Below are 18,207 nucleotides of genomic sequence, written 5' to 3'. Positions count from 1 at the left end.
TCCTGCCCTTTTCCCGCCATTTGTGTCGCATCCTGCCCTCAAATGCCATTATTTCCGTTGACTTTAGGCAGTACTTGCAACTTTGACAAATAAAAAACAGCGCTTTGACCTGCGGTTATAAGCCGATTAAGTCAAAGCGCTGTATGTTGGATATGGCGGAGGACGAGGGAGCAAAAGCCCTCGCTAGACCGAGAATCTGTCCTTAGAATGACATCCCAATCGATTGTTAACATTATGACTAACACCAGAGGTTATTATCCTATGGATTTTTATAGCGCTAGAAATTGTCGTGCATCACTCAGACCATGGGAGTCAGTACAGATCGTTGATGTTAGGCAAAACCCTTGCTGCAAAAGGAATCGTGCCTTCAATGGGAAATATCTCGCCATATTTGAATACATCGAGGTCTTTTACAACAAACTCAGACTACATTCATCGCTAGGGAATTTGAGCCCCGCAGAGTTTGAGGCTACACTATGTATGGCAGGTACCGAAGTATTAGACAAATGTGCCAACTAAATGCTTACCCTCCCAAATCTTTTCTTGCAAAACTTCAAGATTTTTTTCTTCAGAAATTTTATTTGGCACTTCAGCAAGTTTGTTCTTTATAACAGCGAGCGAAGCGAAAAGGGGGCTACGCTAAATGCTCAGCTTGCTTCAAGAAATAGGCTTTCGAGTACGATTGGCTTGTTAATTCTCACAACCAAATTCTCGTGTGTACAAATTTTAGGACATACCCCTAACTATAGTTGAGACAAGATTCGAACTCACAGAAAACGAGGACGCAAAATGTCAGACAAAAAGTCAACCCAAGAAATATTAAAAGAAGACAACGATTCAAAGAAGCCCAACAATGAACTCACTGAAGCATTCGATTGTATAAGCGATCTACTCAAAAAATCTACAGCACGCAAAGATGAAAAAATAGAATTAGATGAAATCTTTGCCGCTCTCAAAGAGCTCGAAGTAAGCGCACTCATGATTGCAAAAGCAGAATTGCGCGTCCAATTGAACGCCATCCTAAAGCCTACCGGGGAGGAAGAAAAAGAGCAGCTCAAAAAGCAGCTCGGCGGAGGAAAACTCTATGTACGACAAGGAGGGGATCCAAATAGCACAAAGAGCACCGATCTGCTCCCCTTTAGATGGATAGAGGTGACTTACGAGAGGACTGACGAAGACGACACGTACCACAAAGAGAATTACAATCTAGCCCTAAGCCAGCAACTCCTCGACACAACCACTGGAAACACCCACACCGCCTTTGGCAAGCTTCAGTTTTGGCACAATCTCCTAGGAGACGCTCAAGTTGGAGATGGAGGCAAAAGAAAAGAAAAAGTCCATCCTAACGAATTTCCCGTCAAACACGTTGAAGAGAAGCACCCCGCTTCAAATCACGCTTTAAATAAGGGGAAGAATTATTACTTTCTTAAGTATTTTGCCGAGAAGGCTTACCCCATCGCACTGATATACGGATGTCGCGATAGATCAGCCCTCCCTTGGGGCCTAGACAAGCTTGAGGATTGGAGTGAAACAAACCTAGAGCTCGACGATGCCGAAAAAAAACTACAGCTCGACATGGCCCATCCAGACTACAAGCCAGAACAAGTGGCGAAAACTTTCATTTACTTTGTGATGAAAGACCTCACGGCCAAGGGCATAATACCTAAAAAGTAATGCCCAAGCGCAACACGCACTTTGCGGTAGCGTCTCTACTTATATTTGTCCACAATGGCTTGAGCGGCGGCGCAAATGTCGTCTCTCAAGTTTTTTGGACTGAGCACTTCAACCATGTCAGAGAACTGCAGTGCCCAGTAGCGCATTGCCGTCAGGTTGGCGCTTACAGCCACATCGATATGCCCAGGCGCGTCCTTCGAGCTTTGCATAGATGCAGAGGTCCCAAAGTAGTCAAACACCTGATGGCGCGCCACGGACTCATCTGAAATACGAAAGACAATCTTTTGTGCAGCATCAGTGTACATATAGAGGTGCTCAGAAATATACGTTTGGACTTCTGGTTTTTTGAGTGCGTATCTTGAGGCGGGCACTTCCTTGCCCTTTTTGTCCTTGCACATATTGGCTTCAAGCATCAAGTCAACGCGAAAATGGTACTTCTTCTCACATTCTGGATAACTTGCCACTAAATAATAGCGCCCGTTGCTTACCGCCAAAAAGAGCGGTTCGACAACGTAAAACTTGTCGCCTCCCCTTTCAAGGGAATACGTAAGTTTGCCCTGCAGATCACGAGCGCCGAGCCTAAACTGCACGCAGTAGCCCTTGCTGAGAGCTTCGGCCAGCACATCGATGGTAAAAAATATTTGCTTGTTAGCCAGTGCCTTTGGTCTTGCACCATAAATATCTCTAAGACCCGTGAGTTTCTGGCCGCCGCCAAGCCCCTGGAGCTTTTCGAAAAGATCCCTCCTCTGCTTTTGAGGAATGCGGTCATCGCAAATAAGCGCGTCAGCCAAATAACGCAACTCGGCCGTCTCAAAATATGAATCGCAATACCAGCCGGTGCTTACCTCTTGCTGTCCGCCCTTGCCATCACTGCGCGGTTTGGTGAGTTGGCCAATGCGCTGATCAAAATCAGCGAGCATCTTCAAGTTGTTTGAAACTGTCTTGCGATCAAGCGTCAAACCGTATGCCTTCCCAAGCTGTCGGAGAATGCCCGCCTCGTTCATGGGCTTATCAGCAGAGGCGAATTCCTCGAGCACGTGCAATATGCACAGCGGTATGAGTTTAAGCGGCGTCTCACCTGAGCCCGCACGTTTTTTGTTAGCCATATTGCCCCCCTTTCGTTTATGGAACAATTATCTATATATATTGTACGTTTTTTCGGACATGCTGTGCGCTATGCTTTCTTTGAACAACAGATATTTGCACGAGAGAAACGAGGCCCATGATGAGATTTTACAAAGCAAAAATTAACGTGTTAACTGAACATTTTTTGGGAAATGAACATTCCGAAATCCTTTTCAATGACGACAACCGTCAAACACTCGTTCTCCTCAAAAGTGGTGGCAACGGCTGGCAAGACGATAATAAAAACGAGCTGCTGACGTACCTTATCTCATACAACATCTATCTCACCAAATGCGATGCCGAGCAACTGTTTGTGCGGGCATGCCACACCTGGGGAGCATCCGCTCTTGAGAGTATTGATGTGACAGAGTCGTCTTTTTCAGAAATCTACGAAACCCAGTGGCAACATACATGCTTTAACTTCGACCGTGTCATCAGTATGTTCGACCTTTTTGAATTTAAAAATATGCTCACCAACGAAGAGACCTTTTACGAGAACACCAATTTTAAACCACTCGCCAAAACGCATGCCCTAAAGAAAGCCCGCAATACCCCCTATGCTCAGGCGCTCACCGCAGAGGTTACACGCATTTTTGCGCGAGCAAAAAATCCCGACACTCAGACGTGTTTCTCTTTGCCTGTTCACTACATTGTCGAAGGCGATAACCCATCGCACTACAAACTTGCGCTCGAGACACTCATTGGAGCTCTGCAGCAAAATCATCGCGTTGTAACAAGTCACGTTTACCGCCTCAACGCCAACTTGTTCAAGAAGTGGACTGTAAACGACCGTCCTACACATGCGGGCGCTGGCCACATCGAATCGCTCAACGAAAAGTTTGCCGAAGCTATAAAGGGCAGCACCGTTATTGTCGAGTACGGACGATTTGACGATGATGGTGAGTTTGGGCGCGTTGCCTACGAAGCGTTTACCAAGTTTGTCGACCTCATGAAGCCCTATCACGACACCACACAGCTCATATTTCTTATTCCACCCCAGAAGCCGGAGCTCAAACAGCGCCTCTGCAGGCGTTTCGGATTTCCGGTTGTTGAAATTTGTGAGGACGTTAAGCCTCGAGCACAAAGCATGACAAGCACCAAAGCTCTTACATATCTCAAAAAGCGCGCACAACGAGACGAAATTGTCGTCAACGATATGCTTAAAGATATGCTCGCCGAGCGTCTGAAAGATAAGTCGTTTCAAGACCTCGACCAGCTCTACGGCGACTGGCGCCTTGCGCACCTTCTGCATACGGCTTATCCGCAGTATCAAGATGCTGCACGTGCAATGTTGAAACTGCGCCGGCATCCGCAGGTTTCCACGTCGGGGCTCAATCAGCTTGACGAGCTCATTGGTCTTGACGAAGTGAAGACGCTTATTAAAAACATCATCCTGCGCTTTAGGATGAACAAAAAGCTCGAGCACGCGGGCCTGCCCTCACAGCCATTTTCTCTCCACCTCGCATTTATGGGTGAGCCAGGTACAGGCAAAACTGAGGTCGCGCGCCTCTATGGCCAGATTCTGCGCGAAGAAGGACTGCTTTCTGAAGGTCGCGTGATTTCAGTTTCGGGCGCTGCCGGCTGGAGTGTCAAAGAAACATTTGATGACGCACATGGTTCGGTTCTCTTTGTTGATGAGGCATACGGCATGCTCAATAATCCGACCAGTCAGGTTGCACAACTAGTTGCACTCATGGAGGAACGCCGCAACGACACCGTCGTCATTCTTGCGGGTTATGAAAATGAGATGAACCGTTTGCTTGATTCAAATCCAGGATTTCGCTCGCGCCTTGGCTTTCGACTTGATTTTCCCAATTACACGCCCGAGCAGTTGCTTGAAATCTTTCAGCTCATGGTTGGACGAGCGCAGCTAACGCTGCCGCAAGAAACGCTCAGCGCTGTTGCGGATGTACTGACACGGGGTGGCAAGCGAGATGATCAGGGCAACGCGCGCTACGTGCGCAAACTGTTTGAAGATAGCATAGGCGCACAACAAGTACGCCTTGCCCAACATGAGCCTAAGGGCGGCTACACAATTGAGATGCTGCAAACGCTTTTGCCGGAAGATGTTGGCTATAAGCCTCCTGCGCAGAATACAAAAACTGCGCGTCAACAGTTCGAAGAACTCATCGGACTTGAGACGATTAAGAAAATCGTAAGCGAGCGCTTAGATTTTGCCGCTATGAACAAGATTAAACGCGATGCTGATCTACCAGCCGCAAGCTTGCCAATGCATATGGCCTTTAAGGGAAATCCTGGCACCGGCAAAACCGAAGTGGCGCGCCTCGTTGGCAAGGTGCTCAAAGAAGAAGGCGTACTCTCGGTTGGCGACTTCTTTGAGTGCGGACGCCAAGATCTCATTGGACCTTTCGTGGGAACAACCGCCCCCAAAATTGAAGCGCTGTTTAGGCGAGCAAAAGGATCCGTCATCTTTATCGATGAAGCCTACTCGCTAAACGACCATCAACGCGGCGGATTTGGCGACGAAGCGATTACCACGATTATCGATCAGATGGAAAAGCTGCGCGACGATGTAGTAGTGATTTTTGCTGGCTACACGCAAGAGATTGACGAGTTGTTTGAGCAGAACCCGGGATTTGTATCGCGCGTTGGTATGCAGGTCGTCTTTCCCGATTATTCTGAGGGCGAGCTCCTCAAGATTTTCGACCTCATGGTAAAGCGCCAAGGAATGTACCTCGCCAAAGGCGTGCGCGATAAAGCGAGAGGCATTATTACAGCCACGGCGCGCTGTAAGAACTTTGGCAACGCGCGCTATGTACGCAGTGTGTTCGAGAAAGCGCTTGTTGCGCAGGGCGCTCGCCTCGCTGCTAAGCGAAGCGCCGGAACAGAGTCGAGCAAGCGCGAACTCATGACGCTTGTGCCTGAAGATTTACGAAAGGAAGTAGCGCCCACCAATGCTCGTCCGCAAGTTGGTTTTGTAGCGTGAAACTGCACAAAGAGAAAAGCCACAAGTACAGCAGCTTTTACCAAGCTGATATCAGGAACATTACGTGCGCGCATATGATGATATCGTAAATCCAAGTAGCTCAATACCTATCAAACCACCAAAAATGCGGATAAAATGCGGATAATTGTTGGTTACGTATGGTGCGTATGCCACAAAATAAAAGTAACCTTGCAGCTCAAAGGCATACAAGGTTACTCATGATTACGTGTGGCGGAGGACTAGGGATTCGAACCCTAGGTACACTTTTAAGGCGCACACACGATTTCCAATCGTGCCCCTTCAGCCTCTCGGGCAGTCCTCCGTAAGAGCGCTCGAACTCACGTTCGCGCAAAAAAAGTATAGCAGAAAAGGGCACTGCGTTCGTCAGGCGCGCTCGGAGATTAAGAAACAGGCCCGCGTTCCTTGTCCCTCATCGCTTTCTATGACAAATTCCGATTCGGCCCCGAACACGCCCGATACCCTGTCGCGCACATTTCGCAAAGCGATCCCGAGGCCTTTGCCGGTATGCTTGTCAAAAATCGTCTCCAACTGCTTTTTGGGAATTCCGACCCCATCGTCTTCGACGCACATGACCACTCTTCCAGCCCGCCTGTGGGCGCTGACATGGATGTGCAAAGGTTTCCCCGATTCGCGCATGCCGTGCGCAACGCAGTTCTCGACGAGCGGTTGCAACATGAACGCGGGCATCGGCATACCGAGAAGACTCTCCTCGACATCGAGATCCATAATCAACCGATCTCCGAAACGCGCTTTCTCGAGTGCGAAATATTCTTCCAAAAAGCCCAACTCGACGCGCAAGGTGATTTCCTCATCGGCATGTTCCAGCGTATATCGATAAAACTTGGCGAATCGGCGCAACAGGTCACGCGCCACAGCCGGGTCTGTGCGGATGAACACGGCAATCGTGTTGAGCGTGTTGAACAAAAAGTGAGGATTTATCTGTGCCTGAAGTACCTTGAGCTCCATTTCGGTGGTGAGAGCCGCTTGTTCCTCGAGTTCATGCACCTCGAGCTGGGTGGACAGCAAACTCGCGAGACCTTCGGCCATAGCGAGCTCGGTTTCATTGAGATACCGATCGGACGTGTAGTAAAACTTCAAAGTACCGATTGACTGACCTCTGGCCTGCAAAGGTACGATGATTACCGCGGTGAGCGGACAGGCCGGATCGGGACAACCGATTTCTTCTTTTGTTCCGAGGATCTGAGAAATGTTGCTGTTTATGGTCTCCTGTGTCGCGCGCGTGACTATCGGCCGACCGGCCGAATGGTGGTCGTTTCCCACCCCGACAAACCCCAAGACTTCCACGCGGTTGGTGAGTGCAACGGAAACAGCGTCAGTGCTGTTGCGCAATACGATTTTGCATACGGCATCGGCGGTCTCGAGATTGAGGCCCTCGCGCATATAGCTGAGCGCTTCACGGGCGATGCGCAGAATCAAATCCGATTGTTGAGCGCGCAAGTGATCGGGCCGAACGATCACCAGTCGAAATGCGACGATGAAACTCACCACGGCCAACGCCGCTACATTTATGACGGTGATGTAGTCCGGCCATGAAGAAGCGACCGACACGAGAGACACTCCCGAAAGCATGAGAATCAATACGACCATGGCCATATCGGCGATATCGCGGCGGTCGACTCCGACGAGATCGTTCTCGTGCATTGTCGATTTGTGCGAGCCCGTACCGCGTCGAGATGAGCTATCCGATGAGGAAACCACAAGCGCTCCTAAGTTGAATAAAAGACAGGACCCTTCCGGATCGGTTCATGGGGAACTTCATCAGCCCGCTCCGCCTCCGCCGCCTCCGCCTCCGAAACCGCCTCCGCCGGAAAAGCCACCGCCGAAGCCGCCACCGCTCGACATCTGGCTTGCGGCGAGACTACTTGCAGAGGCAATGGAGGAGGCGAACATGCTCGCCGGATTCGCATACGCCATGCCACCGTAAAACCAAATGTAGCTTGTTCCGAACCCGCTGTCGTTGACGACTTCGGGAAGGGTGACAGCGAGTTGTTTGGACACTTCATCGGCAATACCGAACACGGTCGCCAAAACCAAGTACCGATTCCATATGACGACCGAAGTCGGAGGCACCTCGTCGAGATGGGAAAAATCCCTCAAGTAATTGCGTATCCCCGTATAGCGACGATAAAGTTCGTCACCCTCCTTCGATCTGCGCTTCATCATGGCCGTAAAAATTGCCGACGGAAGCGCGAATGCGGCTATTATCAGCGCGACGCTGAGTGAACCACCGTAGATTCCGACGACTCCGGCCACGACGATATCTGCCACAACGAGAATCGATGCGATGGTCTGAGCCGTCACCGAATCACTTTCGATGTAGCCGGCCGCCTCGACTTCGCCTTTTACTTGCGTCTTCCACGCATTGAGCTTTTCGGCGTAGGTCTTCGCTTCGCTCTTTGCGTAAGACTTAATCGATTCGAAGGTGAAGGTATCCCCCGCGCCGGTCGCCATCAAAGTTTCCACAAGCGTCCGGTTGAGGGAATGCTCTTCAGCCAATTTTTCGACATCGACCACGAAGTCATAGGTGATTTCGGTCTTCACATGACCGAACGCCGACTTTTGTTCCTCTCGATTCTCTACCATCTTAATGACACCTTGATCCGTCATCTGCATGACGGTTGCGACGATATCGTTCGGCGTCACTTCGCCGAAGCGCCACAGGCAACCGATCATCGCCGGCGGCAATGTTGCGTCGGGGTCATCGCGCCAATACTTTCCATCCATCGCGAGAGTGGAAGGGTGCTCTTTCCCGAATCGCAGAAACATCCACAAAACGATGGCGAAAATCACAAGGGCGCCCAAGAGTCCCGCTCCGTTTACAAGGCCAGTTTTAATGCGCGCGTCTCTCCTGAGGGTATTCGCCTTATTCGCCCACGCCGTTTCCTCTGCGATGACGGCTTGTTTGTGATTCGTATCCGACTTCGAGGCCGTATTGAACACGGCCGGCGGATACAACACGCGCGCCTCCACAAAAGTCGAGGCAGGGAGGCTGTCGACGGCAAGTTCCACGCTTCCATCCTCACCGATTGTCACGTTTCCGTTCAACGGTCCGTGGGCCCACGCGCGAATATCTTTCTTCGCCAAAGTCGAGGGAGGATATATGACGATCGTCGCTTTGTTCGTCGGCACCCCCCATCCTTTGCCGATGAACTGCCAATATAACTCGGCGGTATCGGCATACCGACCGATCACATCATCGTAATGATACGTGATGGTGTACGTGAGCTTTTCGTCGCTCGCTTTCTTGTAAGTGGTCAATTTGTACGCATCGCCTTCAGTCGAAAGCGTATACGAGCCGTCGACGCCGGAAGCATCTTGCCGATTGAGATTCGTTGCGCTTCCCGTTCCATCGGCTACCGAGACCCCGTCCACCTTAAACGCCTGATTGGCACTGACCGGAAACTCCCAGTACACGAATGAATAGTCACCGCTGAAATCGAATGTGCGCTTTTCGGTGACGTCCATACCACCTTTTGCGTCAAGGTTCGCTTTTATCGCGACGTTGTCAACGACATAAGATTTTGCATGGGCCATCGTCGGCAAAAACACACCGCCCGCAAGCGCGATGAACGCAACGAGTGCAAGTGTCCTCGATATTTTCTTGAACCGCCCGACATGTATCGACATGGTCGCCTCTATCCTCGACACCGTTTGTGCCCCCACACTGACAGGGCGATGATTGTCTTCGAGTCTTGTATCTGTCCATTTAAGCATGAATCCAGCGCTTCTTCAAAATCGACCCACTGCATTTCGAGGAACTCGTCCTCATCTCGATTCGTCGCTCCCTGCTCGAGGTCGCGAGCCACGTATATATGCAGCCCCTCATCGCAAAACCCGGCGCTTGTGTCGACTGTCGTCAAATACTCGAAACGCCCTGCCGATATGCCCGTCTCTTCGGCGAGCTCCCTGACGGCACAGTCACGCGGGTTTTCTCCCGGATCGATTTTTCCCGCGGGAATCTCGCACTCGACTCGTCCGAGTGCACTGCGCCATTGGTTCACGAGGAGGACCTCGTCGTTTTCATTGATGGCCAAAATCGCGGCCGCACCCTGATGGCGAACGACATCGCGGCGACCCGTCTTTCCATCGGGAAGCCGTACGGTCAATTCCTCGACGTTGAAAATGCGTCCTTTATAAGCGACATCCGATGTCAAAGTGGCTTCCGCAAGAGAGGGAGCCTTCATCCACGCGGGCCGTTTCGCCACTTCTTCTTGAGAACCGGGACGGATGTTCTCGAAAACGGCGGGCTTCTTTTCTCGTCCGCGCAAATCCCTGAAAAACTCTTTGAGGAGTCGAGAGCTTTCCTCTTGCAAAACTCCGGTTTCGATTTCGAAGCGATGGTTCAAACGCTCATCGTCGTGCAAGTCGTAGAGGGAACCGAGCGCACCCGCCTTCGGATCATAAGCCGCGAACACGCATCGCTTGATTCGCGCCTGGTGCATGAGACCGGCGCACATCGGACAGGGTTCGAGTGTGACGTAAACGGTGCAATCCGAAAGTCGCCAACGCCCAAGTCTTCGCGCGGCTTTGAGAATGGCGGCATGCTCGGCATGGCCGGCCGGATCATGATCGATTTCGCGTCGATTGAAGGCCCGTGCGACAACCCGCCCGTCGCATACCACGACCGCGCCGATGGGAACCTCGCCTATCGCCGCGGCCTTGCGCGCTTCTTCCAGCGCCAGCGCCATATAGCGCTCATCCGAATTCATGTTTTCGTCTATTTCAGAGTATTCGTTCAAGCTCACGTTTTACACTCCCTAATCTCTGTTCCATTTTATACCGTTTGCTCAGGGGAAAGGCATGCGTGAAGCAAAATACAATATCATCTTGCAAATGATATTATATGTTGTATAGTATTGTTTAAGAAACAGCATGGTCATTCACGTTGTTATCACCCGAAAAGAGAAAGGATCCACCATGAACTCCGAAAAAAGGCTTTATAAAGATTCTTCCGATAAAATGATCGGCGGTGTGTGCTCGGGACTCGCACAATATCTCGACATCGATGTCAGTCTCGTCCGCATCGTCGCCGCTTTGCTCTGTGTTTTCGGGGTCGGTTCAGGGTTCATCGTCTATATCATCTTATGGATAGTGCTGCCCGAAAAAGGAAGCGTGACTCCTCCGACCTACAATCCGCCGACAGACTACCCGAAAGCCTAAACCGTAGTCATCGACGCTTCGTCATGAAAGGAGGACACATGGTTTTTCAAATCGGAGCCGCTTTGCTCGATGCATGCGTGCTCGCAGTGCTTTCCGAAGGCGATGCCTACGGATATATCCTGACGCAAAACATCAAAGAAATCGTCACCGTGTCCGACTCAACGCTCTATCCCGTGCTCAGAAGGCTTGAAAAAGGGAATCTCCTTGAGTCCTACAGTCAGCCTTTCGAAGGGCGCAACAGAAAATATTATCGAATCACCCAAAGTGGAACAACGCAGCTCGAACAATATCGAATCGAATGGAAAACGTATGCTGCAAGTATCGAAAAAGTTTTGTCGGGAGGTCTCTCACATGAATAGAACGGACTTTCTCATAGAACTCGATAAAAAACTCAGACTTCACAAAATGCCTCCTGAGGAAATCGCTCTCGCCATTACGTACTACAGCGAATATTTCGACGATGCGGGACCCGAGAACGAGCAAAAAGTCCTTTCTGATCTAGGAAGCCCTTCTGAGGTGGCCACGCAAATTCTTTCCAATTATGCAATGAAAGAAATGAGCGAAAATCCCCAGTCGGTCAAGAAAGGCGTGTCCGCGATATGGTACGTGATCCTCGCCATCTTCGCAGCTCCGATCGCCCTTCCGATCGCCATTGCGGCGCTTGCCGTCATCTTTTCGGTGGCAATCGGACTGTTCTCGGCGATCATCTCCGTGTTCATCGCACTTCTCGCCGTTGCCGTCGCCGGCTTCGTGCTGACAACCATCGGAGTCATTCTCCTTTTCGTCGATTTGCCTCTCGCACTTTTAATCGTCGGAACCGGGCTCGCGCTCATGGGAATAAGCCTAATCACCTTCCCCGCGTTCAAGTGGATTGCCGTGAAATGTGCTCACGGAGTTGCCAACTTATTCAACAAAATCCTTAAAAGGGGGAGAAAAAATGAAAGAGTCTACTAAGAAAATTTTAGCTTTCTCTCTTGTTCTCGTCGTCCTCGGAGGAGTTCTGGGAACCATCGGATTCGCGCTCGGAGGAATCGACCACAGCGTGTGGACAGACTCGAAGGGCTTTCACCGGGTAAAAAAAGACGAACGCGTGCCCGAGACGACGAAAACGTTCTCGGATGCCGTCAAAGAAATCAATCTCTCCGCCACGAGGGGCGATGTCGAAATCGTCCAAGGAGGCACGAAAACCAAGGTCGTTCTCAGAAATCTCGAAACCACCGCGTGCACGCTGGAAAACGGTGTGCTGACAGTTACATCGAAACATACATCCCGTGAAGGGTTCTCAATAGGTTTCAACCACATCGACGAGAGCTATAGCGCATACACCACAAAGAATAAAGTGACCGTCTATCTTCCGGCAAACACCGATCTTTCCGGCGTGACTCTCGAAAACGCCATCGGTAACATAAGGCTCACCGGTCTCCGAGCCGGACAGCTGGATTTGTCGGCTAGTTTCGGAGATATCAACATAAGCAACTCGACGGTAAGAGGCCGCACGAAGATAGACTCTTCTCGCGGCAATGTCAGTGTGAACGGCACGTTCGAAGGCGAAGTCGGCGTGAATAACGACTGGGGAGATGTTCGTTTCGAAAGTGTGAACGGAGTTTCAGCGCACAACTATAAGCTGGAGACCTCGGTGGGAACTATCCATTTCCCCGAAAAATCCAACGGATCCGATGCCGCTGATTCTTTGAACGTCGACTACGGCGCAAAGAGCAATGTGACCGTCTCGACATCATTGGGAGACATCACCATACGATGAAGTCGAGCGTGTGTCGAGCATGCGCCGAGTGCACTTGCGGCCGGAAGTTTTACCGCAAAAAGACGCGCTTCCCTGTACCGTTCGGCTCGATAATATGCTATTCTAGTCGGCGCTATCCTTGATGGAGGGGTGGCAGAGTGGTTGAATGCAACAGTCTTGAAAACTGTCGTGCGGGTAACCCCCGCACCGTGGGTTCGAATCCCACCCCCTCCGCCAGGAATATCCATCTTCAACGTTTATCTTTCAATGCTGTACCATTAGCAATGCACCATCAACGGAGAGCTGGCCGAGTTGGTCGAAGGCGCTCGCCTGCTAAGCGAGTAGAGTGGCAAAACCACTCTCGAGGGTTCGAATCCCTCGCTCTCCGCCACCGATTTCTTACACTGTCAGGCACGTTCTGTGCCTGCAGTTTTCTCTTTATATGCCATCATGGACATCTACTCGCACGTCATCCCCCCAGAACGATCAGGTTGCCGCCAATATGATTATCATATAGAAAAATGTGTTTTAATACCCTATAATCATATCCAATAAAGTGTAGCTAATATTATTTTTCATATAAAGAAAGTGGCACCCATGGACAGAGACGCTATGCGCAGTCTTATCAAATGGAAAGACTCAAAAAGGCGCAAACCCTTGATATTAAGCGGCGCACGTCAGGTCGGAAAAACATGGCTCCTCAAGGAGTTTGGCAAAACTCATTTCAATAATGTGGCGTATATCAACTTCGACAACAATCAACACATGCCCTCTGCTTTCGAAGGTTCCTTATCTCCAAAAAGGCTCATCCCCATTCTCCAAGCGGAAAGCGGAGAAAGAATTGAGCCGGAGAAAACCTTGATTATCCTCGATGAAATTCAGGAAGTCCCACGGGCCTTAACAGCGCTGAAATACTTCCAGGAAGAAGCAGCCGAATATCTTGTAGTAGCAGCCGGATCGTCGCTTGGCATCGCTTTGCATGGCGTGTCTTTCCCTGTAGGTAAAGTGTCTTTTCTTGAATTGTATCCGCTGACCATAAGCGAGTTTTTACAAGCCCTTGGACTCGGTATACACGTGGACTCTATTCGAAACCTTGACTGGGATACCCTTCATCCCTTCCATGAAGAGCTCATCGAGCTCGTTCGCATGTACATCTATGTCGGGGGGATGCCCGAAGCAGTAAGCGAATTCGCCGAAACAAGAGACTTCAATACGGTTAGAGAAATCCAGCAAGAGCTTCTGACCTCGTACGAGAAAGATTTCTCTAAACACGCAGACGAAGTGATGGCGGAGCGGTTACGTCTCATCTGGAAATCGATACCTGCAAACCTATCGCAGGAAAACAAGAAGTTCGTTTTTAAGAGAATCAAGCCGTCTGCTCGCGCAAGGGGGTTCGAAGAGGGCTTGCAATGGCTTGAGGATGCTTCTCTTATTCACAGGGTAAAGCGCGTAAATACCCCACGTGTTCCTTTGGCAAGTTATCAAGACGATGAAGCATTCAAGGTTTATTGCCTCGATGTCGGATTACTTGGCGCAATGACCAATCTCCCTGCTCAAACAATCCTAGAAGACGACAAAGTGTTCAAGGAATTCAAGGGCGCTCTTGGAGAACAGTTAGCACTTCAGGAAGTTTGCTCGACGGGAAGAAACGGACTCAACTACTACCAAAATGAAAGCACCCGAACCGAGATCGATTTCGTCTTAGATGGAGTGAAGAATATTGGCGGTGTCGTACCGCTCGAGGTAAAGTACGGCACGAACTTAAGGGCAAAGAGCCTGGCGAGCTACGTTAAACGATACGAACCTGAATTAGCCATGCGCGCATCCTCCTCCTCTCGCTCAAAAGACGGAGCAATTGAAGATGTCCCCTTCTATGCGCTTGCGCAGTTTCTCGGCCAAGGAGGAGAAAGAAATGGCATTGCTGAGCTTCCTGCGATAGCAAGCAAGAGAGAAGCCGAGAAAAAAGGATCCAGCGACCGTGTTTCAGACGCAATATTAAAACTGCTCTGCAAGGCTCCTTTAACTCGTAAGGAAATCTTAGGATTGCTTTTGGAGCGAATGGGGATGAGTTTAGAACCACAAACCGCAAGTCAAATACTTGCAAAGCTAAATAGAGCCGGGGAGATTGTCAGTAAGGGCTTTGGAGTGAAGGCACGGTGGGAAATATCCGAGAAAAATGAAAACGACTGATTGGGCAAGTTTGGTTGACGAAATTAACGTTGTGCTTGGAAAAGTATTCCCTAACTACGGCTATCGTATCAAAAAAGGCGCAATCGATTTGTAATGATTTTTCTGATTTTACGCGAGCCCTTTTCTTGACATTACCGATTGAGACGGGCAAAATAGTATCTCGCTGTAAAGCACGATGCGCCCTTACCTCAGCTGGATAGAGGGTCTGACTACGAATCAGAACGCCGCAGGTTCGAATCCTGCAGGGCGCACCATTTCTAAACTTCAAACCAAGCAGGTGCTTGGTTTTTTTCGTTTTATTCAACTTGTCATTAGATTGTCATTAGATGTCGTTAGATTGTCGTTAGAAAAAATCTGAAAAAGGAGCCGACGTATGAAAATAATCGACACCCACACTCACGTATTCCCCGATAAGCTCGCTCCGCATGCGACGGAACAACTCGCGATCGAAGGAGTCTATTTTCCGCACTATGACGGAACGCTCGCCGGGCTCCTCGCCTCGATGAAACAGTACGGCATCACGCAATCGTGGACCGTTCCGGTAGCGACTTCCGCTCGCCAAGTAGACACGATCAACGCGTACGCGGCCACGCAACCACGCGAGCATATCGTCCCCTTCGGTGCCATCCACCCCGATACGCCGAACCCTCGTGAAGTGCTCTCACACTTCAAGGAACTCGGACTCGTCGGCTACAAAATGCACCCCGATTACCAAAGTGTGCGTCCGACCGATCCACGTATGGAGGCGATTTGGGAGGCGACCGTCGAATTCGGACTGATAGGCTACTTCCACGCCGGAGATGACGAAAATCCTCACACCAAGCTCGGTGAGCCGAAAGAGTTCGCACAGGTGCTCAATCGATATCCGACCATAAAACTCTGCCTGGCACACTTCGGCGGATTCAACATGTGGGACGATGTCGAGAAATATCTCATCGGACGCGATGTGTGGTTCGATACCGCCTATACGTTCGGGCATATCGACAACGATCAGTTCTTACGCATGGCTCGTCGCCACGGATTCGACCGCATCACCTTCGGCACCGACGGACCGTGGACCGACCCCGCAGACAGTTTGAATATCATCGAATCACTCGGTTTGAGCGACTCGGAACTCGAAAACCTCATGCACGGCGCCGCCGAAGGCTTGCTCGCACTCCCATAACAGGGGGCCCGAACTCATCGGGCGGACCTGCGTTCCGACTACTCAGGTTCGATTACTTCGAGCCCACGCATGTAGGGGCGCAAAACTTCAGGAATAAGAACCGTTCCGTCGGCCTGCTGGTAGTTTTCGACAATCGCCGCAAAACAGCGACCGACAGCCAGTCCCGAACCGTTAAGCGTATGAGCATACCGTGATCCTTTGAAATTTTCTGGATCACGGTATTTTATATTCGCCCGACGGCCCTGGAAATCAGCACAGTTCGAACAAGAGGAAATCTCTTTGTAATCGTTGTAACTCGGCAGCCACACTTCGATGTCATACGTCTTGGCCGATCCGAATCCCATGTCGCCGGTACAAAGCACGATGCGACGATAGGGCAATCCGAGCAACTCGAGAACCTTTTCTGCCTCGATCGTCATCGACTCGAGCTCGTCGAAGGACTCTTCGGGACAAGCAAATTTGACCATCTCGACCTTATCGAACTGGTGCACACGGATCATGCCTCGCGTATCACGCCCGGCACTGCCCGCCTCCTCACGAAAACACGCGGTGAAGGCACAGTAGCGCAAAGGAAGGTTGGCGCCGTCGAGCACCTCGTCGCGATGGAGATTGGTGAGCTGCACTTCCGCAGTCGGAATCAAATAGTAGCCTTCACCGGTCTTATAGAGATCATCTTCGAACTTAGGCAGTTGCCCCGTGCCGTACAAAGAATCGCCATTGGCGATATAGGGAGGCCACCACTCTTTGAAGCCGGCCTCGGCATGCGTATCGATCATGAAGTTGATGAGAGCTCGCTCGAGCATGGCGCCCTTACCGGCGAGCACGACGAAACTCGAACCGGCCAACTTCACGCCGCGCTCGAAGTCGATGATACCGAGAGCCGGCCCCAAATCCCAGTGCGCTTTCGCTTCGAAGTCGAAGACACGCGGAGTTCCCCACTTCTTGATTTCGACATTTTCGCTTTCATCCTTACCCACAGGTACGGATGAATCGGGAATATTGGGCGCGGTCGCCAAAAGTTCGGTGACGGCGGCATCGGTTTCTTTGCTTCTCGTCTCGAGGACGGCGATTTCATCTTTGAGATCGGTGACGCGGGCTTTGGCCTCTTGTGCCTCACCGACCTTGCCCGCCTGCATCAGCGAACCTATCATCTTGCTCGCCTCGTTACGACGAGCCTGAAGCGCCTCGACTTCTCCGATGAGCGCACGACGTTCTTTGTCGAGCTCGAGAAATTTTTCGACATCCCACGAGGAGTTGCGCGCTTTCATGGCGGCATCGACGACTTCCGGATTTTCACGAATGAATTTGGCTTCGAGCACGACAGTCTCCTCAATAAAATGAATGATTACAAGGTACAATTTTACTATGGACAAAACAGAATTGGACAAATTACTCTCGGCACTTGCCGACGGCACCAGAACACCAGGCTCGGTAGCCTCTGAAATACTGAATGCGAAAACGACCGAACTTGTCGGAGAAGACGGTCATGTCGACGTACGAGTCGATCACGAGCGAGCGAACAGATGCGGTTTTGCCGAGGTCATCTTCGCGCAGGGAAAGACTCCGGAGCAGACAGCGCGCATCGCAACCGAACTTATTGCACGGCACCCACTCATACTGGCGACTCGCGCCGACGAGGAACACCGCCGCGCCGTTTTGCAGGCACTTTCCTCCACTTCGGCGAAAGTCGTCTACCACAAAACCGCTCGTATCATCGAAATCGTGTCCGCGAATCCGCAACACGTTGAAATTCCCGACCCGGTGGGATTGATTGTAGTCGCATCCGCCGGCACATCCGACTTACCCGTCGCCGAGGAGGCCGCCCTCTGTGCGGAAGCCTTCGGCGCAAAAGTGGAACGGCTCTACGATATCGGTGTCGCCGGCGTGCACCGCGCGCTCGAGCACACGGACACTCTTCGCCAGGCACACGTTGTCATCGCCGTCGCCGGTATGGAGGGCGCGCTTCCCTCTCTCATCGCCGGACTCGTCGATGTGCCGGTTGTCGCCGTGCCGACGAGCGTCGGTTACGGCGCCAATCTCGCCGGGTTCGCTCCGCTCCTGTCGATGCTCAACTCGTGCGCGTCAGGTATCGGCGTCGTCAATATCGACAACGGCTTCGGAGCTGCCGTATTAGCTTCTCGCATCAACAACCCCAAACATTAA

The 18,207-nt window shown here is 51.1% G+C and carries 14 protein-coding genes, 4 tRNA genes and 1 pseudogene; 13 read left to right on the top strand and 6 right to left on the bottom strand.

The window, feature by feature from the left end:
• The first annotated feature begins 384 nt into the window (after window positions 1-384).
• Both JJE36_02395 and JJE36_02390 read left to right on the top strand, forming a co-directional pair.
• A pseudogene (locus tag JJE36_02395) lies at window positions 385-519 on the top strand (IS3 family transposase).
• A 270-nt stretch (window positions 520-789) separates the two neighbouring features.
• Complete coding sequence (locus JJE36_02390; GenBank protein MBK5211153.1) at window positions 790-1,674, top strand: hypothetical protein; 885 nt, start codon at window positions 790-792, stop codon at window positions 1,672-1,674.
• Between the two features lie 35 nt (window positions 1,675-1,709).
• Here JJE36_02390 and JJE36_02385 read toward each other — a convergent pair whose 3' ends face one another.
• Window positions 1,710-2,780, bottom strand: coding sequence for a WYL domain-containing protein (locus JJE36_02385; GenBank protein ID MBK5211152.1), 1,071 nt, complete (start codon window positions 2,778-2,780; stop codon window positions 1,710-1,712).
• A 116-nt stretch (window positions 2,781-2,896) separates the two neighbouring features.
• Here JJE36_02385 and JJE36_02380 point away from each other — a divergent pair, with 116 nt between their 5' ends.
• Window positions 2,897-5,746 carry an AAA family ATPase gene (locus JJE36_02380; protein MBK5211151.1) on the top strand — a complete coding sequence of 950 codons (2,850 nt, stop codon included), beginning with the start codon at window positions 2,897-2,899 and terminating at the stop codon, window positions 5,744-5,746.
• Window positions 5,747-5,975: 229 nt separating this feature from the next.
• On the opposite strand, the gene JJE36_02375 is transcribed toward JJE36_02380, so the two are convergent.
• The 4 genes from JJE36_02375 to JJE36_02360 form a co-directional block, all read right to left on the bottom strand.
• Window positions 5,976-6,068: transfer RNA gene (locus JJE36_02375), tRNA-Ser, on the bottom strand.
• Between the two features lie 62 nt (window positions 6,069-6,130).
• Complete coding sequence (locus JJE36_02370) at window positions 6,131-7,429, bottom strand: histidine kinase (protein ID MBK5211150.1); 1,299 nt, start codon at window positions 7,427-7,429, stop codon at window positions 6,131-6,133.
• A gap of 117 nt (window positions 7,430-7,546) precedes the next feature.
• Window positions 7,547-9,502: a DUF2207 domain-containing protein gene (locus tag JJE36_02365; GenBank protein ID MBK5211149.1), complete on the bottom strand. Its 1,956-nt coding sequence runs from the start codon at window positions 9,500-9,502 to the stop codon at window positions 7,547-7,549.
• Window positions 9,424-10,533, bottom strand: a complete 1,110-nt coding sequence (locus JJE36_02360) for an NUDIX domain-containing protein (GenBank protein MBK5211148.1) — start codon at window positions 10,531-10,533, stop codon at window positions 9,424-9,426. The genes JJE36_02365 and JJE36_02360 overlap by 79 nt, the downstream gene beginning before the upstream one ends.
• Window positions 10,534-10,705: 172 nt before the next feature.
• Here JJE36_02360 and JJE36_02355 point away from each other — a divergent pair, with 172 nt between their 5' ends.
• From JJE36_02355 to JJE36_02315, 9 genes are all read left to right on the top strand, one after another.
• Window positions 10,706-10,948, top strand: a complete 243-nt coding sequence (locus JJE36_02355) for a PspC domain-containing protein (GenBank protein ID MBK5211147.1) — start codon at window positions 10,706-10,708, stop codon at window positions 10,946-10,948.
• A 38-nt stretch (window positions 10,949-10,986) separates the two neighbouring features.
• A complete protein-coding gene (locus JJE36_02350; protein ID MBK5211146.1) occupies window positions 10,987-11,307 on the top strand; it encodes a PadR family transcriptional regulator in 321 nt (106 codons plus the stop codon).
• Window positions 11,300-11,902, top strand: coding sequence for a DUF1700 domain-containing protein (locus JJE36_02345; protein MBK5211145.1), 603 nt, complete (start codon window positions 11,300-11,302; stop codon window positions 11,900-11,902). The genes JJE36_02350 and JJE36_02345 overlap by 8 nt, the downstream gene beginning before the upstream one ends.
• The gene (locus JJE36_02340; protein ID MBK5211144.1) at window positions 11,886-12,710 is read left to right on the top strand and encodes a DUF4097 family beta strand repeat protein; all 825 of its coding nucleotides are present in this window, start codon (window positions 11,886-11,888) and stop codon (window positions 12,708-12,710) included. The genes JJE36_02345 and JJE36_02340 overlap by 17 nt, the downstream gene beginning before the upstream one ends.
• 123 nt (window positions 12,711-12,833) lie before the next feature.
• Window positions 12,834-12,926 (top strand) — tRNA-Ser (locus JJE36_02335).
• 60 nt (window positions 12,927-12,986) lie between these two features.
• Window positions 12,987-13,080: transfer RNA gene (locus tag JJE36_02330), tRNA-Ser, on the top strand.
• Window positions 13,081-13,286: 206 nt separating this feature from the next.
• Window positions 13,287-14,879 carry an AAA family ATPase gene (locus JJE36_02325; GenBank protein ID MBK5211143.1) on the top strand — a complete coding sequence of 531 codons (1,593 nt, stop codon included), beginning with the start codon at window positions 13,287-13,289 and terminating at the stop codon, window positions 14,877-14,879.
• Between the two features lie 177 nt (window positions 14,880-15,056).
• Window positions 15,057-15,133, top strand: a tRNA-Arg gene (locus JJE36_02320).
• 119 nt (window positions 15,134-15,252) lie between these two features.
• The gene (locus JJE36_02315; GenBank protein MBK5211142.1) at window positions 15,253-16,044 is read left to right on the top strand and encodes an amidohydrolase family protein; all 792 of its coding nucleotides are present in this window, start codon (window positions 15,253-15,255) and stop codon (window positions 16,042-16,044) included.
• 38 nt (window positions 16,045-16,082) lie between these two features.
• On the opposite strand, the gene serS is transcribed toward JJE36_02315, so the two are convergent.
• Window positions 16,083-17,363 carry a serine--tRNA ligase gene (gene serS, locus JJE36_02310; GenBank protein MBK5211141.1) on the bottom strand — a complete coding sequence of 427 codons (1,281 nt, stop codon included), beginning with the start codon at window positions 17,361-17,363 and terminating at the stop codon, window positions 16,083-16,085.
• A 46-nt stretch (window positions 17,364-17,409) separates the two neighbouring features.
• On the opposite strand from serS, the gene larB reads away from it, so the two are divergent.
• Window positions 17,410-18,207 (top strand): nickel pincer cofactor biosynthesis protein LarB, encoded by a 798-nt coding sequence (gene larB, locus JJE36_02305; GenBank protein MBK5211140.1) that lies wholly within the window; start codon window positions 17,410-17,412, stop codon window positions 18,205-18,207.

Source organism: Coriobacteriia bacterium (genome assembly GCA_016649875.1).
Lineage (GTDB): Bacteria > Actinomycetota > Coriobacteriia > WRKU01 > JAENWW01 > JAENWW01.
The sequence above is the reverse complement of the archived record's forward strand: the minus strand, read 5'-3'. Positions and strand labels throughout refer to the sequence as shown.

What these genes read in the sequence shown, in the direction of transcription:
- JJE36_02390 (MBK5211153.1), top strand. Translation starts at nt 790, where the DNA reads ATGTCAGACAAAAAGTCAACCCAAGAAATATTAAAAGAAGACAACGAT.
- JJE36_02385 (MBK5211152.1), bottom strand. Translation starts at nt 2,780, where the DNA reads ATGGCTAACAAAAAACGTGCGGGCTCAGGTGAGACGCCGCTTAAACTC.
- JJE36_02380 (MBK5211151.1), top strand. Translation starts at nt 2,897, where the DNA reads ATGATGAGATTTTACAAAGCAAAAATTAACGTGTTAACTGAACATTTT.
- JJE36_02370 (MBK5211150.1), bottom strand. Translation starts at nt 7,429, where the DNA reads ATGCACGAGAACGATCTCGTCGGAGTCGACCGCCGCGATATCGCCGAT.
- JJE36_02365 (MBK5211149.1), bottom strand. Translation starts at nt 9,502, where the DNA reads ATGCTTAAATGGACAGATACAAGACTCGAAGACAATCATCGCCCTGTC.
- JJE36_02355 (MBK5211147.1), top strand. Translation starts at nt 10,706, where the DNA reads ATGAACTCCGAAAAAAGGCTTTATAAAGATTCTTCCGATAAAATGATC.
- JJE36_02350 (MBK5211146.1), top strand. Translation starts at nt 10,987, where the DNA reads ATGGTTTTTCAAATCGGAGCCGCTTTGCTCGATGCATGCGTGCTCGCA.
- JJE36_02345 (MBK5211145.1), top strand. Translation starts at nt 11,300, where the DNA reads ATGAATAGAACGGACTTTCTCATAGAACTCGATAAAAAACTCAGACTT.
- JJE36_02340 (MBK5211144.1), top strand. Translation starts at nt 11,886, where the DNA reads ATGAAAGAGTCTACTAAGAAAATTTTAGCTTTCTCTCTTGTTCTCGTC.
- JJE36_02325 (MBK5211143.1), top strand. Translation starts at nt 13,287, where the DNA reads ATGGACAGAGACGCTATGCGCAGTCTTATCAAATGGAAAGACTCAAAA.
- JJE36_02315 (MBK5211142.1), top strand. Translation starts at nt 15,253, where the DNA reads ATGAAAATAATCGACACCCACACTCACGTATTCCCCGATAAGCTCGCT.
- larB (MBK5211140.1), top strand. Translation starts at nt 17,410, where the DNA reads ATGGACAAAACAGAATTGGACAAATTACTCTCGGCACTTGCCGACGGC.